The sequence below is a fragment of the Sphingomonas sp. NPDC092440 genome, from assembly GCF_044754985.1.
Taxonomy (GTDB): Bacteria; Pseudomonadota; Alphaproteobacteria; order Sphingomonadales; family Sphingomonadaceae; genus Sphingomonas.
The window spans coordinates 528,272-544,553 of record NZ_JBIVQA010000001.1 but is presented as its reverse complement, the minus strand read 5'-3'; the positions used below and the strand labels follow the sequence as shown (position 1 = coordinate 544,553).

The 16,282-nt window shown below is 66.8% G+C and carries 14 protein-coding genes; all 14 read right to left on the bottom strand.

The window, feature by feature from the left end; genetic code table 11:
• Nucleotides 1–39: 39 nt before the first annotated feature.
• Nucleotides 40–1,257: a UDP-N-acetyl-D-mannosamine dehydrogenase gene (wecC, locus tag ACIQCS_RS02605; RefSeq protein WP_345850880.1), complete on the bottom strand. Its 1,218-nt coding sequence runs from the start codon at nt 1,255–1,257 to the stop codon at nt 40–42.
• Nucleotides 1,250–2,419 carry a non-hydrolyzing UDP-N-acetylglucosamine 2-epimerase gene (wecB, locus tag ACIQCS_RS02600; RefSeq protein ID WP_345850879.1) on the bottom strand — a complete coding sequence of 390 codons (1,170 nt, stop codon included), beginning with the start codon at nt 2,417–2,419 and terminating at the stop codon, nt 1,250–1,252. The genes wecC and wecB overlap by 8 nt, the downstream gene beginning before the upstream one ends.
• Entirely contained in the window at nt 2,406–4,055 is a 1,650-nt protein-coding gene (locus ACIQCS_RS02595; protein WP_345850876.1) for an alginate lyase family protein, read from the bottom strand. The genes wecB and ACIQCS_RS02595 overlap by 14 nt, the downstream gene beginning before the upstream one ends.
• Before the next feature lie 109 nt (nt 4,056–4,164).
• Nucleotides 4,165–6,279, bottom strand: a complete 2,115-nt coding sequence (locus tag ACIQCS_RS02590; protein ID WP_345850874.1) for a bi-domain-containing oxidoreductase — start codon at nt 6,277–6,279, stop codon at nt 4,165–4,167.
• Complete coding sequence (locus tag ACIQCS_RS02585; protein ID WP_345850873.1) at nt 6,276–7,859, bottom strand: Gfo/Idh/MocA family oxidoreductase; 1,584 nt, start codon at nt 7,857–7,859, stop codon at nt 6,276–6,278. Before ACIQCS_RS02585 ends, ACIQCS_RS02590 begins: the two co-directional genes overlap by 4 nt.
• Nucleotides 7,859–9,037 carry a hypothetical protein gene (locus tag ACIQCS_RS02580; protein WP_345850871.1) on the bottom strand — a complete coding sequence of 393 codons (1,179 nt, stop codon included), beginning with the start codon at nt 9,035–9,037 and terminating at the stop codon, nt 7,859–7,861. Before ACIQCS_RS02580 ends, ACIQCS_RS02585 begins: the two co-directional genes overlap by 1 nt.
• Before the next feature lie 10 nt (nt 9,038–9,047).
• Complete coding sequence (locus ACIQCS_RS02575; RefSeq protein WP_345850870.1) at nt 9,048–9,992, bottom strand: glycosyltransferase; 945 nt, start codon at nt 9,990–9,992, stop codon at nt 9,048–9,050.
• Nucleotides 9,985–11,115, bottom strand: coding sequence for a DegT/DnrJ/EryC1/StrS family aminotransferase (locus tag ACIQCS_RS02570; protein ID WP_345850869.1), 1,131 nt, complete (start codon nt 11,113–11,115; stop codon nt 9,985–9,987). The genes ACIQCS_RS02575 and ACIQCS_RS02570 overlap by 8 nt, the downstream gene beginning before the upstream one ends.
• 9 nt (nt 11,116–11,124) lie before the next feature.
• The gene (locus tag ACIQCS_RS02565) at nt 11,125–11,529 is read right to left on the bottom strand and encodes a dTDP-4-dehydrorhamnose 3,5-epimerase (RefSeq protein ID WP_345850867.1); all 405 of its coding nucleotides are present in this window, start codon (nt 11,527–11,529) and stop codon (nt 11,125–11,127) included.
• Nucleotides 11,529–12,632: a CDP-glucose 4,6-dehydratase gene (gene rfbG, locus ACIQCS_RS02560; RefSeq protein ID WP_345850865.1), complete on the bottom strand. Its 1,104-nt coding sequence runs from the start codon at nt 12,630–12,632 to the stop codon at nt 11,529–11,531. The genes ACIQCS_RS02565 and rfbG overlap by 1 nt, the downstream gene beginning before the upstream one ends.
• 15 nt (nt 12,633–12,647) lie before the next feature.
• Complete coding sequence (gene rfbF, locus ACIQCS_RS02555) at nt 12,648–13,424, bottom strand: glucose-1-phosphate cytidylyltransferase (protein ID WP_345850864.1); 777 nt, start codon at nt 13,422–13,424, stop codon at nt 12,648–12,650.
• Nucleotides 13,421–14,665, bottom strand: a complete 1,245-nt coding sequence (locus tag ACIQCS_RS02550) for a hypothetical protein (RefSeq protein ID WP_345850862.1) — start codon at nt 14,663–14,665, stop codon at nt 13,421–13,423. The genes rfbF and ACIQCS_RS02550 overlap by 4 nt, the downstream gene beginning before the upstream one ends.
• Nucleotides 14,658–15,716, bottom strand: coding sequence for a sulfotransferase domain-containing protein (locus ACIQCS_RS02545; protein WP_345850861.1), 1,059 nt, complete (start codon nt 15,714–15,716; stop codon nt 14,658–14,660). The genes ACIQCS_RS02550 and ACIQCS_RS02545 overlap by 8 nt, the downstream gene beginning before the upstream one ends.
• A gap of 21 nt (nt 15,717–15,737) precedes the next feature.
• Nucleotides 15,738–16,193, bottom strand: coding sequence for a DapH/DapD/GlmU-related protein (locus ACIQCS_RS02540; RefSeq protein WP_294049666.1), 456 nt, complete (start codon nt 16,191–16,193; stop codon nt 15,738–15,740).
• Between the last annotated feature and the right edge of the window lie 89 nt (nt 16,194–16,282).

Sequence of the window (16,282 nt, the reverse complement as noted above, 5' to 3'; positions counted from 1 at the left end):
AGCGGGCCCGGACGCCGCCGGGCCCGAAAACGCCGCCGATCAGAGCGCCCCGCAGAAATCCATCGCGCCCAGGGCCTTCAGGCGCTCGGTCACTGCCGGCGTGTTGAACTCGCGATGGTTCACCAGCACCGTGACGATGTCGGCCTGCTCCAGCGCCGTATCGAAATCCGCCAGCGCGATCCCGTCGCACTGGGTGACGTTCGGCTCGACGGCGACCAGATCCAGGCCCTTGGCAATCAGCGCATGCGCCACTTCGATCGCGGGAGATTCCCGCAGATCGTCGATATTGGGCTTGAACGCCAGGCCCAGGCAGGCGACGCGGGCGGGGCGGCCCAGCCGCGCCTTCTCCGCCTCCGCCCGTGCGGAGATCTGCTCGATGACCCAGTCGGTCTTGCCGGTGTTCACCAGGCGCGCGGTGCGGATCAGCTTCGACTGCTCCGGATTGCCCGCCACGATGAACCAGGGATCGACCGCGATGCAATGCCCCCCTACCCCGACGCCGGGCTGGAGGACGTTCACCCGCGGATGGCGATTGGCAAGGCCGATCAGCTGCCAGACATCGATGCCCAGCTTGGCGCAGAGCAGCGACAGCTCGTTGGCAAAGGCGATGTTGACGTCCCGGAAGCTGTTCTCGACCAGCTTGCACATCTCCGCCGTGCGCGCATCGGTCTCGAGCACGTCACCCGCGACGAAGCCTCGATAGAAGTCGCCGGCGATCTTCGCCGCTTCGGGGGTGAGCCCGCCGACGATCCGGGCATTCTCGGTCAGCTCGACCATGATGCGGCCGGGCAGCACCCGCTCGGGGCAATAGGCGATGTGGATCCGCGAGGTATCGACTCCCGCCTCGGCGATCACCGCGGCGATCTGCTCGGTGGTGCCGACCGGCGAGGTGGATTCGAGGATGAGGATGTTGCCCGGCTTGAGCAGCGGCGCGATCGCGCGGCCGGCGGCGAGCACATAGTCGAGATCCGGCTGGGGGTCACCCTCGCCCTGCTTGAAGGGCGTCGGCACGCAGATCATGTACGCATCGGCTTCCTGCGGCGTCTCGAACGCGCGCAGCTTGCCCGAGGCCGCGCCGGCGCGGACATAGGCATCGAGGTCCGGCTCGACGATATGGACCTCGCCGCGATTGACGGTCGCCACCACGTCCGGGCGGATATCGACGCCGTGCACCTGATACCCACGGCTCGCCAACAGCGCCGCGGTGGGCAGGCCGATATAACCGAGGCCCACCACGCAAACCGTAACATCAGCCATTGACTGCTCCCAACGCGGCCAGAATTCGCGCGCAGGCTTGGCCGTCCCCATATGGATTATGCGCGCGCGCCATCGCCACATAGCTCGCTTCATTGTCAAGGAGCTCGCTCACATTGGCGATGATCCGCTCGCGATTGGCGCCGACGAGACGGACCGTGCCCGCCGCGATCGCTTCCGGCCGCTCGGTCACGTCGCGCATCACCAGCACGGGCTTGCCGAGGCTCGGCCCCTCTTCCTGAATGCCGCCGCTGTCGGTCAGCAGGATGTGCGAATGCTTCAGCAGATAGACGAACGGTTCATAGGTGAGCGGCGGCACGAGGTGGAAATTGTCCAGGCCGGAGAGGATCGCGTTGACCGGCTGCTGCACATTGGGGTTGAGGTGCACCGGATAGACGAAATGGACGTCCGGATAGCGCGCCGCCAGCACCTTCAGCCCCTCGCAGATCTGGAGGAAGCCATCGCCGAAATTCTCGCGGCGGTGGCCGGTGATGACCACGAACCGCCGGCTACGCCAGTCGAAGGGCAGCAGGCCGTCCAGCTCGCGCTGGATCCGCCCCAGCCGCTCGGCATCGGAATCGATGCGGGCCAGCACCCAGTGCAGCGCGTCGATGACGGTGTTGCCGGTGACATGGACATTGGCCGGCGCCACGCCCTCGGCGAGCAGGTTGTCGCGGCTCCGCCCGGTGGGCGCGAAGTGCCAGCGCGCCAGCTTGCCGGCGATCTGGCGGTTGAATTCCTCGGGAAAGGGCGAGTGGATGTCGTGCGTGCGCAGCCCCGCCTCGACATGGCCGACCGGGATATTGCGATAGAAGCCCGCCATCGCCGAAGCGAGGGTGGTCGTCGTGTCGCCATGCACCAGCAGCGCGTCCGGCCGGTGCTCGGCGAGCACGTCGCGCATCCCGAGCAGCACCGAGGAGGTTACGTCGAACAGATCCTGGTTCGGCTTCATCACGTCGAGATCGATGTCCGGCACGATATCGAACACCGACAGGACCTGGTCGAGCATCTGGCGATGCTGCGCGGTGACGCAGACGCAGGTCTCGAACCGCTCCGGCGCCTGACGGAGCGCATGATAGAGCGGCGCCATCTTGATCGCTTCGGGCCGCGTGCCGAAGGTCAGCATGACCTTCATCGGCCGCGCCTGGTCTCTATTCTCCGACATCAGTCGAGGTCCCCCACTGGATTTCCACGTCGCTGCCGCCTTCCGACAGATGCACGGCAATGGCTTGCGTCGGCATGCTCCGGCCGAATTCGGGCGCATAGGCAGCCTGTTCGAGCCGCGCCTCGCCGCGCCGGGCGATGATGCGCACCATGGTGCCGTCCGGCGCACGGCACGCAAAGCCCCCCTCCCCGGCCGGCGACACGGCGATCCCGGGATGGAGGATGAACCGCGCAACCGCATCCTGCGCGCCGGGCGCCACCTTGTCGACGACCGTCAGGCGCCCATGGGAAAAGTCCCAGCGCCGGCGATGGATCGGCCGCCCGGGCAGGCGCGCATAGCCATCATGGCTGCATGCCACCGACACCGCATCCGCACGCGTCTCCATCTCCAGATCGAACGGCATGGCGCGGCGCGCGACCCGGAATCCGGCCCAGACTTCCGAGGAATTCTGGCCGCCCACCTCGACGGTCGAATGTGCCGCAGTGCTTCGCTCCCGCTCGCGCTCCGGCCCCAGGCCATAGCGCGAGGTACCGCCATTGACGATGAAGCGGCTTCCGCCGACCGAAAGCTCGAAGGACAGCGTGTCGGCATGCGCATGGCCGGGCAGATAGTCCGGGCCCACCGGCGCGACGTCGAGCAGGGCAACGGCTTCCCGGCCGTCCCCGAGGCGGACATAGCCGCTGTCGAGCCAGGTGATCGCCGAGAGCGGGTCGCCGTCCTCCCCGGCTTCGGCCAGGATGCCGAGCCGCGCGGCATAGCCCTCCAGCTCTACCAGGCTCGGCGCGATGCCGAGCGCGGCATCGTTGAACAGCGCGATCCCGCCATCGGGATGAGTCATGCCGCGCAACCACGGGATCATCCGGCCGGCGGCCTCGCGATAGACCGCCAGATCCTCCGCGGAGACCAGCCCCGGCGCCCGGCCCGCCAGATTTACCAGGTCCAGCACGTCCTCGAGGAAGATCGCATGGTACATCGGGCTGCGTTCGAAATTGCCGCCATCGGGCAGGATCTGCTCCGGCAACTCATCGCGGATGATGGCCTGGGCAGTGGCGCGCCAGCGTTCCGCCTCCGGCCCGTCGAACAGCGTGCCGGCAAATGCCAGCGCCTTGGCGTTGGCGAACAGGTGATTGCCCAGCAGGTGCCATTCGAGGCGCTGCTCCAGCCAGCGAGCCTGATGGGCCATGGTCTCGAGCATGCCGGCCGGCGGCGCATTCCCGGCGGCGAGCCATTTGCTCCAGTTCACCAGGCGCAGCGACAAGGGATAGGGCTCCCAGCCGGTGCCCTGGCCGATCGGGTTCTCCGCGATCCAGCGCGTGATCAGCTCGGGGCGCAATCCCGCCAGATCATCGAAATAATGGAGATTGTAGCGCCACAGCTTGTCCAGCGCCGGATCGTCCCAGCCTCCTGCGGGCGGCAGCGCGTGCACATGGTTGAGGAAGCGGAAGGTAGCGGGCCCGATCAGCGAGGCGGCGCGCGCCGGCCCCGGCTGCCAGGCCCCTGCCGGTTTCCGCAGGGGCGGCGCCGGCTGGGCCGCATCGATGCGCGCCGAGGTCAGCCGCAGCCGGACACGCCAGGCCAGCTGGCGCAGCTTGAGATGGCGGATCGTGCGCCAGTATCGCAATGGCGTGTCGAACATGCGCTGGCCTAGCTCGCCGCCGGCATGTCCAGCGGCTTCCGGAACGGCGCGTCCCCATTACCGACTCGGCTCAAGGGGAAAGCCCGGCCGACCCCGCCGGCCCTGCCGCTCATCGCGCCATCTCCGCGGCCAGGATGGCGTAGCGCGTGGTCTCGACGATCTCGGCAAAGGCGATCGGGCTTCCCTTTCCGTCCCGCACCGCCTCGACGAACGCAGCCACGCAGGCTTCCGCGCCCTTGTCCTGCCGGCGCAGGTTCATCTTGCGGAACCCGCTCCAGCCCCAGCCACGCAGCTTGCGGAAATTGTCCAGCTGCAGGATCCGCTTGGCGGCGAACACCTCCAGCCGCTCCTTGGGAAAGCCGGGATTGCCGTTGGCGAGATAGTGGATCGTGCCGATCGAGCCATCCGCCAGGCGCAGGGTGATCGCGACCTTGTCGTCCCGGATCGTCACGGCGGGGTTCATCCCGAACGAGGTGGCGTGGATCTCGACGATCTCCGAACCCGCAAGGTGGCGGATCAGGTCGATGAAATGGCAGGCCTCGCCGATGATACGGCCGCCGCCGACCAGCGGATCCTGTGTCCAGTGCTCCGCCGGAATCGCGCCCGCGTTCACCGTCATGACGAACGCCTTGGGCTCGCGCACGCCGTCGAGCAGCGCCTTCATCCGCACCACCTGCGGCGCGAAGCGGCGATTATAGCCGACCATGACGAGCTGGCCGGGCCGCTGCCCGGCCTCTTCCTCGATCTCGGCGAGCTCGTCGAGCGTGAGGCACAGGGGCTTCTCGCAGAACACATGCTTGCCCGCGCGCAACGCATCGAGCGTCAGCCGCGCATGGCTGTCGTGCCGCGTACCGATCACTACGGTGTCGCTCTGCGGATCGGCGATCATCGCCGCGGTGTCGCTGCTCGCCAGCGCGAAGCCGAACTTGCGGGCGAAGAAAGCCGCGCTCGAGCCGTTGGCGCTCGCCAGGGCGTGCGGAATGGCCCCCGCCTTGATGAAGGCGGGGATCAGGGTGCGGCTGGCATAATTGCCCGCGCCGAGCACCGTGAGGCTGCCCCGGCCGCCGGGCTGCGCCTGGGAAAGCTGGAGCGTGCGCGCCGTGCCCGCGCCCGGCTCCGCCGGCTCGGGATAGTCGAGCAGGATGCCGAGCGAGGGCTCGCTCGAGGCCAGCAGCGAATAGGCGTCCCCGGCATCGTCGATGGCGAAGCGATGGGTGATCAGCGGCGCTACGTCGATCTTGCCTGCGGCCATCAGGTCGAGGACCGCCTCGAAATTGCGCTGCTCGGTCCAGCGCACGAAGCCGATCGGATAATCCTGGCCCTGCTCCTCATAGGCCGGATCATAGCGGCCCGGACCATAGGAGCAGCTGACCTGGAAGCTCAGCTCCTTCTCGTAGAAATCGGCGCGCGAGAGATTGAGGCCGGTCACGCCGACCAGCACGATCCGCCCGCGCTTGCGGCACATCTGCGCCGCCTGCGAGACCGGGTCGCTGCTCTTCGTCGCCGCGGTGAGCAGCACCGCGTCCACGCCCCGCCCGCGCGAGAAGGCAGAGGCGGCGGAGAGCACGTCCTCCGCCGCGTGCACCGTTTCCGCGCCGAACTGGCGCGCGAGCGCCAGGCGTTCCGGATTGGTGTCGATGCCCAGCACCCGGCAACCCTGTGCCACCAGCATCTGGACGGTGAGCAGCCCGATCAGGCCGAGCCCGGTGACGACGACGCATTCGCCGAGCGTCGGCTGAACGAGGCGGATGCCCTGCAGGCCGATCGCGCCGAGCACGGTGAACACCGCCTGCTCGTCGCTGACCGCATCGGGGATCCGCACGGTGAGATTGGCCGGCACGGAGACCATCTCGGCATGCTGGCCATTGCTGACCACCCGGTCCCCCACCGCGAAGCCGCGCACGTCGGCGCCGTACTTCAGCACCGTGCCGACATTGCAATAGCCGAGGGTGATGGGCTGATCGAGCTTGCTGCGCACCGCCTCCAGCGTGGCGGCCAGCCCGTCGGACCGGACCTTCTGCAGCACCATCTTGACCTTGTCGGGCTGCTGGCGCGCCTTGGACAGCCAGTTGCCCTTGCCGAACTCCACCAGCATGCGCTCGGTGCCCGCCGAGACCAGCGTGACCGAGGTATCGATCAGCAGGCGCCCGCGTCCGACGCCCGGCATCGGCACGTCAACGACTTCGGTTTCACCGGTCTTCAGCGATTGCAGAATCTGTTTCATTGCCCGCTTTCCATTGCATTGGCAGACGGCGGCGCCAGGACGGCGCTCGCCCGCAGGGCCGGGTATCGATCGACCGCGGCCCGCTCCATATCGATCACCGCCTGCGCACCCACGGCGATGCTCGCCAGGGAATCGCCGGGCAGCCCCTTCGCCACCGCGTCCGCGATCGTCGCATACATGCTGTGATAGCTCTCGACCTTGTTCACGCGCAGCGTGCGCAGCACCCGCTCGGAATTCTCCGAGGCGTAGCGCGTGCCGTCGGTGATGCGCACGGTCGTGCGCCCGTGCCGCAGCTCGATATGATCGCGCACGCCAAGGCGCTCGCTGCCCCGCTCGGTGAGCGCCATCGAGAAGATGGCGCCGTTCTCCAGTTCCATCGAGCAGTTCATCGTGCCGTCCCGCGACGCGAAGACATTGATCGCGCGCGGCGGGCAATAGTCGTTGAGGAACAGGAAATGATCGATCCAGTGGCACCCGTTGGACAGGATCCGCGTGTGCGAATTCGGCCAGCGATACCAATGGAGCGGCGGCAGCGGCACTTCGTAGACGATGCAGTGATAGTCGATCGCGTCGCCCGGCGCGGCGGCTAGGTCCTGCCGCGCAAGACGAGTGAGCTTCGAGTAGCGCTTGTGATAGCCGGCGAACAACCGGCCCTGGGGATTGGCCTGCATCGCCGCGAGCACCGCATCGAGCTGCGCCTGATCCATCGCGATCGGCTTCTCGACCACGGCGGCGCCGCCATGCGCGATCGCGTGCACCGCGATCGGCGCATGCGAATGGTGATAGCCCGCGATGAAATAGGCGTCGAACCGATCGTCCGCCGCCGGTTCCGGCGCGGTCGACCATTCGATCTCCGCGCTGCGGATGCGCGGCAGCTGCAGCGGGTCGATTTCGGCAATCCTGTCCAGCCCCAGATGGCGCTGGATGCTGGGGACGACATGGACCTTGGCATAGTTGCCGAGCCCATAGAGCGCCGCCCGCCCCGCACGGGGCGCGGGCCGGGCCGCCGCCGGCTCGTCCGCCCGCGGCGTTTCGGTGGCGCCCGGCCAGTCGATGGCATCGCACAGCGCAGTCGCGGCGCGGCCGGCCGCGGCCCAGATCTCCGGCGCCACCGCCACGCCCGATGCCGGCGACCAGCCGATCAGCGGCAGCAATGCCTCGGGCACCGCGTCGCCGCGCCGGTCGGCATGGCGGATCGACGATCCCTCGGCGTTGCGGTCAACGGGAAACACCGCCGCCACGGGCAGGGACAGGAAATCGCTGCCGGCCGGATGGCTGGGCGCGACGAACACGCAGGCCCGCCGCCGTCCGCCTTCCTTGAACCAGCCCCGCCCCACCGACAGGAACTTGCGGTTGCGCAACTGCTCGGCGCGCCGGGAGCGGATCTTGCGCCACACCTCGAACGGGCCCAGCTCGCGCAGATAGTTGAACACCATCCGCCAGCTGCCCGGGCGCTCGAAATAGAGTCCCCTTACCGGCTGGAGCACCGCCCAGTGCGTGACCTGGACGCCGATCTCGCCATCACCGACATGATAGGGCAGGAAACCGTCGATCCACGCTCCCTCGGACCAGATCCGCATCACCGGTGACCCAGCTTGCGCAGGGTTCGGCGGCGGAAGCGCAGGAAGATCCACACCACCAGCGGATAGGCGACGATCGGGAGCGCAAAGAAATAGGAATAGAAGAAGCTCAGCGTGACGCTGACGAAGATGGGCGGATAGACCATGATCCCGAACAGGCTGCCCCGCTTCGCCGACTGATAGGCGAACGAGATCACCACCGTGATCAGCGCGAAGATCGCCAGCGCGAACCAGGGGCCGAAATCCGCCACCAGCGGCGAATAGAAAGTGGTGGCATTGAACGCTTCGTTCAGCAGCTCGATCGGATATTCGGTCTGTCCGAACAGCATGTTGCGCAGGAAGGTCGGGATCAGCGGCTGCAGCGTGTAATAGGGCACCATCGGCGGCTCGATATTCTGGCTGACCGCAAAGGCGAGGTTGTTGAAAGGCGAAGTGATGTAGATGAACGACCAGACGAAATGGCTCAGGAACGTGCCATTGTCCTGGAAGGCGCCGCCCAGGACCTCGCCGAAATTGCCCTGATAGCCCTCGGTACGATTGTTGCCGACCCATTCGAACGAGAGCAGCGCGACCCAGACGGCCCCGCCCCATTTCGCGATCTGCATCGGATAGACCGGGCGCAGCAGCACGATCACCGCGGCCCCGTGCAGCACCGCCGAGGTCACCGATCCGCGCGAAATCTCCGCGATCGACGAGAAGAAGGTGACGGCGAGGATGATATAGTCCTGCCGTTTGGCGCGCTTCTGGAGGTGCAGCATCACGCAGGAGGCGATGCAGAAGCAGCGCAGCATGTTCACCAGGCCCGACACGGTGGGCATGCCGAAGTCCAGATAGTTCCGGCTGTCGCCGATCAGCTTCCAGTAGATCGGAATGCCCTCCGAATAGACGATCGAGCCAAGGAAGCCGATCGCCCAGACGACGAACACGCGCCGCACGAACAGGGACAGGATGTCGAGATCGAGGTCCGACGGCACCGGAAAGCGCGGCGTGCCCGGCGCTATCGGCAGCAACAGGCGCGCCGCCGACGCCGAGAGGTAGAAGGCCGCCACCCCGCCAAAGGTCAGGACGTAGATCGCGACCGGAAACGCAACCGACAAATTGGTCTCGATCAGCGCCGAAAGCCCGAATGCGAGACACCAGGTAATCGCGAAGATCAGCTGAGGCTTGGAGAAATCCATGGTCGCCGCCTCATTTGTACCGCGCCACGCCCAGCAGGCGCGGCAGCAGCTTTCGCTTCAGATAATTGCCGTGGATCAGGCCCCACAGTCCGGGAACGAGCGCGGCAAGCGCCAGCGCGCCGTAGCGCAGGTCGGTCGCCGCATTGCCCGCCAGCAGGCGGAACGAGGCGAGCCGCTGGCCCAGCGACATGCGATAGCGCGCTTCGTAATAGTCCCCGCGCGCATAGGCTTCGCGGAACGCCGCCGGGTGGCGATCGGCAATGCCCGGATTCTCCCGCTGCACCTGGTCCAGCGTATAGCGCCGCTCTTCGTGCAGCCGCCCGATCGCCCGGTCGGTGAGCGAGCCCGGCGAGATGCGCCATACGCCCAGCACCTGCGGCACCGCGCAGGCAGTGCCGTGCGCCAGCAGGCGGATGAAGAGGTTATACTCCTCCGACGCGGTCACGCTCGGATCGAAGCCCAGCCCGTGCCGATCGAGCGTCTCGCGGCGCAGCAGCGGCGTGACCATGTTGATGTCGAACTGCAGCAGCTGCCGCTCGAACATGTCGCCGCTGGGGTAACGGGGCACGACCTCGCGGATCGGCCGAAGATCCGGCGTCACTTCGGAAACGCCGGCATAGCAGAGCACATGTTCGGTGCCCGACAGCGCCGCGAGCTGCGTCGAGAGCTTGTTCGGCAGCCACAGATCGTCGGTATCGAGGAAGCCGACCCAGGTTCCCCGCGCCTGCTGCATCGCGAGCTTGCGCGCGGCGCCGAGCGGCACATTCTCCTCCGCGCGGAAATAGCGCAGCCGGCTGTCATATTGCTGCGCGATCGCCCCGCTCGCATCGGTCGAGGCATTGTCCCAGAAGATAATCTCCCAGTCCTGGAAATCCTGGGCGTAGATGGAATCGATCGCTTCCTTCAGATAGCGCTCGCCATTGTAGCAATTCATGACGATCGAGACTTCAGGCATCCGGCGTACCCCGCAAAAAGCCCAGAACTTCCTCGATCACCCGATCCTGCTCCGCCTCGGCCAGCTCCACGTGCAGCGGCAGGGAGATCAGCTCGGCATAGGCGGCTTCGGCCACCGGTCGCGCCTCGCCATCGGCGAAGCGTGTCAGCAGGTGGTTCGGCTTGTAGTGGATCCCGCACTCGATCCCGTGCGCGCGCAGATGATCGGCCAGCGCGTCGCGATTGCCGGCGTTCACGCGCACCACGAAGATATGCGGCACGATCGCCTCGAAATCGAAATCGAGCAGCCGCACCGAGTTCGAGCCGGCAAAGGCCTGGCGATAGCGCCGGGCAAGCGCGCGGCGGCGCTCGGCGAAGCGCGGCAGCTTGGCCAGCTGGGCCCGCCCGACCGCGGCCATCAGGTTGCTCATATGATAGCGGAAGCCCTGCTCCGAGACGTCGAAGTCCCAGCTGCGCTGCCCCGAATAGCGCTTCTCGGTATCGCGTTCGACGCCAAGCAGGCGCGCGTCGCGCAGGCGCTGGGCGAGCGCCGGATCGCCGGTGACCACCGCGCCGCCCTCGCCGCAGGTGATGTTCTTGATGCCGTCGAAGCTGAAGCAGAGGATATCGCCGGTCGCGCCCACGGCAATGCCGTCGCGTTCGCAGCCGAAGCTTTGCGCCGCATCCTCGATCACGCGCAGGCCATGGCGCTCAGCAAAGGCGTAGACGGCCGCCATATCGCTCGAATCGCTGGCATAATGGACCGGCATGATCGCCTTGGTGTTCGCGGTGACTCGCCGTTCGGCGTCTTCCAGGTCGATGAAGATCCGGTCGGCCGTCACTTCGCAGGCGATGGGCGTGGCGCCGGTCGCGGTCACGGCCTGGAAGGACGCGACATAGGTGATGGTGGGCACCAGCACCTCGTCGCCCGGCCCCAGCCCCAGGCAGGAGACCGCCAGATGGAGCGCCGCGGTGCCGGTGGAGACGCAGATCACTTCATGCGGCGTGCCGAGCGCCGCCTGCAGCTCCGTCTCGAGCGCCTGCACCTCGGCGCCCATCCCCAGATATCCCAGGTCGAGGACGCGGCCGACGGCATCCTTCTCTTCTTGCCCGACGCTGGCGCGGGAAAGGCGTATCAAAGACATGCCGGTGCCTTACCAATCGAACCGGAAATGGTCGAGCGCGACGCTGTCCGCCTCGGCCGGGTCATGCTCGATATCGGCGATGTTGAGCAGCATGCTCGGCAATGCCGCCGCGCCCTGAAAGGCCATCCACAGCCCCGGCTGCACGGTGAGCCGCCCATAGTCCGAGGGGCCAAGCAGGATCGTTTCGAAATCCCTCTCGTCGTGCAGCACGAAGCGCACCTGCCCAACCGGCACGATCAGGTTGAGCGTCATCCGGTTGTGCCGCTTCCAGCCCTTGACGTCGCCGGGATTGACCATGGAGAAATAGGCTTCCCCGAACCCTGCGAAACCGGGCGAGGACGCCTTCATCGCGTGCAGGATGTCACCGCGCGGATTGTCGATCCGCCGCTCCGGGGTGACGCGGAAGCCGTCCATCAGGTGCGCGCCCAGATGCGCTTCCGGTCGGCCGCGAATTGCTCATAATCGGCAAGCTGCGCCATCGTCACCGCGAACATGTCGGCCTTTTCGCGATAGAAAGCGCCGTACCATTCGCCGATCAGGCGGATGGTTTCCTCATATTCCAGGTTCGATTCCCAGCGCAGGTGGAACAGCGCCTTGTCGCAGTTGAGCTTGAGAAGCCCCGCTTCGTGGAACGGGATGTCGTTGGTGATCCGATAGGCCTCGGAAGGATCGCGCCCGTCCCAGGCCTCGGCCAGCGCACCGAGAAGCTCCACCACCGTATGGTTCTGCTCCGCCCGCGGGCCGAAATTGAAGGCCTCCCCGTCCAGCCCCGGCTTGGCGACGAGCTGCTGGGCGAGCGTGAGATAGCCCGAGAGCGGCTCGAGCACGTGCTGCCAGGGCCGCGTGGCGGAGGGGCTGCGGATATCGACCGTCTCGCCGGCGCTCCAGGCGCGCATGCAGTCCGCGACGATCCGGTCCTTGGCCCAGTCGCCACCGCCGATCACGTTGCCGGCGCGCGCCACGCCGATGCGGACCGGCAGCCGGCCGTCCGAGAAATAGCTGTGATAATAGGATTTTACGACGAGCTCGGCCGCGCCCTTCGAGCCGCTATAGATGTCCTTGCCACCCAGCGCATCGTGCTCGCGATAGCCCCACACCCATTCGACATTGTCATAGCATTTGTCGCTGGTGATCATCACCGCCACACAGGGCCAGCTCGCCTGCCGCAACGCCTCGAGCACGTTCATCGTGCCGACGACGTTGGTCGTGAAGGTATCCACCGGATCGGCATAGGAAGTCGACACGATCGCCTGGGCGGCGAGGTGGAACACGAAATCGGGCCGTGTCTCGAGAATGGCACCGCGCACCGCGTCCAGATCGCGCACATCGACCAGGCGATGGTCGATCCGGCCATCCAGCCCCAGCTCCTCGAACATCGACGGCGCGGTGGGAATGTCGCGCGACAGGCCGATCACCTCGGCGCCGAGCTTGAGCAGCCATGCCGTCAGCCAGCTGCCCTTGAAGCCGGTATGCCCGGTGACGAGCACCCGCTTGCCGTTGAAAACATCATCGAACACTAGACGGCTCCCGTATCAGCCCCAGGTCTTCCAGGGGGCCTCGCCGGACGCCCAAAGCTGGTTTAGATCCTGCTTGTCGCGCAGCGTATCCATGCATTTCCAGAAACCCGGATGACGATAGGTCACCAGCTCGCCGTCGCGTGCCAGATTCTGCAGCGGCGCCTGCTCCAGCACCGTCGCATCGCCATCGGCGAGATAGTCGAAGATCCTGGGCTCGCAGACGAAGAAGCCGCCATTGATCCATGACCCGTCGCCCCGCGGCTTCTCGAGGAAGCGCGAGACCAGCCCGTCGTCGCTCGCCTCGAAAGTGCCGAAGCGGCCATCGGGCTGCACCGCGGTCATCGTGACCGCCTTGCCCTTGTCGCGGTGGCACTGCAGCAACGCCGAAAGGTCGATGTCGCTCACGCCGTCGCCATAGGTGAGCATGAAGGGCTCGTCGCCGACAAAGGACTGGGCCCGCTTGACCCGCCCGCCGGTCATCGTGTTCGCGCCGGTATCGAGCAGCGTGATCTTCCACGGCTCGCTGGCGCTGTTGTGCACGCTCACCTGATTGGTCGACAGGTCGATCGTCACATCGCTCTGGTGCAGGAAGTAGTTCGCGAAATACTCCTTGATGTAGTAACCCTTGTACCCAAGGAGCACGACGAAGTCGTTGAAGCCGTACCGCGAATAGAGCTTCATGATGTGCCAGAGGATCGGCCGGCCACCGATTTCCACCATTGGCTTCGGCTTGAGATCGGTCTCTTCACTCAGGCGCGTGCCGAAGCCGCCTGCCAACAGCAAAACTTTCATTTTCTGCCAAATCTCTTTCTGAGCCCTGTGAAGAGAGAATAGGCCAACCCACGATCCGTGAGCCCCGCAGCCTGCAGATCCCCCCAGCAGCATCGCGCCGAAACAACGTGGCTAATAAGGCCAGCCGCCACGACAGACAAGGCATGAAACCGCCGAAAATGCTGCAACGCAGCTTGGCCCACCCCGTCCGGATCGGCGGCCAGCTCGGCCAGGCGGCGGCCCATCGAGCCGGGTTCGCGAGGGGCTCCGGGGCGGTTTGCCATGTCGCCGAGCGCATAGCCCTGGCGCTCGTGCAGCCAGGTGAACCGGTAGTCCGGTGCGACGGGGCCATAGGCGATGTCGAGCAACAACGTGGGGATGGCGAGCTTGGCGCCCTCGAGCGCGGCGGTGCCCATCGCCAGCAGCAGATCGACTTCGGCGCGCAGGAAATGATCGAGCGCGTCGGGCGAAAGCTCGTCGACGAAGCGGATCTCGATATTGCGAAGCCCCGCCGCCGCTTCCCGCAATTGCGGCAGATACTCGCCGCTGCCGATCACCGTCACCAGCACGGGGCGCGCCAGCGCAGGCTGCGCTTCGTCAAGGGCGCGCAGCGCATGCTCGAGAATATGATATTTGAAATCGACGATGCGACCGACCCAGGCGACGTGCAGCCGCCGCGAGGGCGCCCGCTGCCCACGCGGCTCCACCTCCGGCGCCGGGATCGGCAGGAACCGGGGCTCCGGCACGGCAATGCCGAGCAGGTCCCGCGTCGTCACGAGATTGGGCTCGTCCATGAACACCAGCGAATCCCCGGCGAGCAGCGTGCGGACGAACCGGCGCATCCGCCCGGCAAAGCCGCGCAGCAGCGTGGCCAGCAACAGCTTCGCCAGCGCCGGGCTGCGCTGCATCCGGGTGCGGATGCCCGGCAGCGTGGGGACCAGGTTGAACGGATGGCAGTTCCAGAACAGCAGCCGCGTCGCCGGATCGGGGCGCAGGCCGGGAAAGATCGACCAGGGCGTCATCGACTGGAAGATCGCGATCGCATCGCCCGGAATCGCAAGCGCGCCGTCATCGGCATATTCCGCCAGGCGCGTGAGCCCGGGATCGCGATGCCGCGCCATATAGCCATCGGCATAGTCGACCAGGGTAACGTCGGCGAGCCCGGCGCGGGCCAGCGCCTCCCCCACCCGCAGGAACAGCAGCGAAACGCCACCGACGCCGTGATAGGGAAAGCAGAAATAGAGGCGCGGACGCTCAGCCATGATAGAGATAGGGCGCCAGTTCCCGCTCGATATAGGCGATCTCGTCGCGCCGGCTATATTGCTGCCAGATGCCGATGTTGCGCCCGCTCCGCTCCGGATCCAGCCTGGTGCGCGGCCGGACATGGCGTGCCGGATCGATGCCGAGGAAATCGAGCACCCTGCGCACCTGCGCATCATAGTCGCGCATGATCGTCTCGAACTGCAGCTTGAGGACGCGCGGATCGTCGCCGCCCAGCTGATCATGATAGAGCCGGAAGCGCGCGACGAACTTGGCAAGGTCGTCCGTCGCCAGGAACGACTTGTTCATGCCGTCATTGTCGAACGCGATCAGCGCCTTGTCGCCGCCGCTGACATTGTGGGCGTTGAGCCCCGACACATAGATGTCCCGCGGATCGCGCGTCACCACGATCTGCCGCGCGCCCGCGATCATGTCGAGCGCCGGCTGGGGGTGATAGGGCTCGAAACCATTGTTGAGCACCACGCCCGTCGCGTCCTCGGGCACGATGCCGGCGAACAGCGCGGTCAGGAAGGCGGTGGCACGCGCATCGAAGTCCTTGCCGTCGAGCAGATGAACCTCGCGGGTGATGTAGCGGCGCAGGCCGGCGCGGCGCAGCAGCTTGCGGGCGATGCGCTCCACCCGGCCGTCGCGCAGCGCTTCATAGGGCCATTCCGACCGGATCGCGCCGAGACGGAAGCTGTCGGCAAAGGCAAGCGCCAGGGGGACGAACCTGCCCTGGAAGCGCCGATCATAGCGCTGGCCGGTCGAATCGAGCGCGTCGCGCACCTCCCAGGGCTGAGGATCCACGCCCATCTTGCGGACGACGTCGCGGAACCGGAGCCAGGCATCGTGCGAGCGGATCGGCGACCAGTCCTCCAGCAGCGCATGGCGCAGGTCGAGCATGCCGCCCGGCACGCGCAGCAGATCGAACTCGAACCAATATTCCGGCACCCACAGCCCGTCGATCTCCCGCAGGAGGTCGACCACCGCGCTCTTGCCGGTATTGCCGACGCCGGACACGTCGATGAACTTGAGCGGCCGCTCCGCGATCATGTCACAGCTCCCAGATGCCGGTCAGTTCGCGGCCGGCACGTCGAGCATGCGCACCACCCGGGCCGGCACGCCCACCGCGAAGCCGTAGGGGGGCACGTCGGCGGTGACAACCGCCCCCGCCCCGATCATCGCATGGTCCCCGATCGTCACCGGGCCGATCAGGATCGCGCCCGAGCCGACATAGCAGCCGCTGCCGATGACGATGTCGCGGCCGCTCTCGGGCACATGATGCTGCTCCACGCCGGCGGCGCGCGCTTCGGAGATGTGCATGTGCTTGCCGGTCAGCACCTTCACATCCTCGCCGAACACGGTGTCGTGGCCGATGGTGATGCTGCCGCTGCGCGTGTTGAAATAGACGCTGCGCGGGATGGCGTGCCGCGCCACCTCGATCGGATCGGCCAGGATCAGCGGATGCTGGCCATGGACGCGCAGCGCCGGCTCCACGCGCAGGTCATAGGCCCGGGCGAGCCGCTGCACGAAGGGGCTAGTCCATCGAATTATGGCGCGTCCCAGTCCCAACCCTGCTCTCCATTCCGGGCATTCCGCCCGTCTTCCCTTCCCTGGAC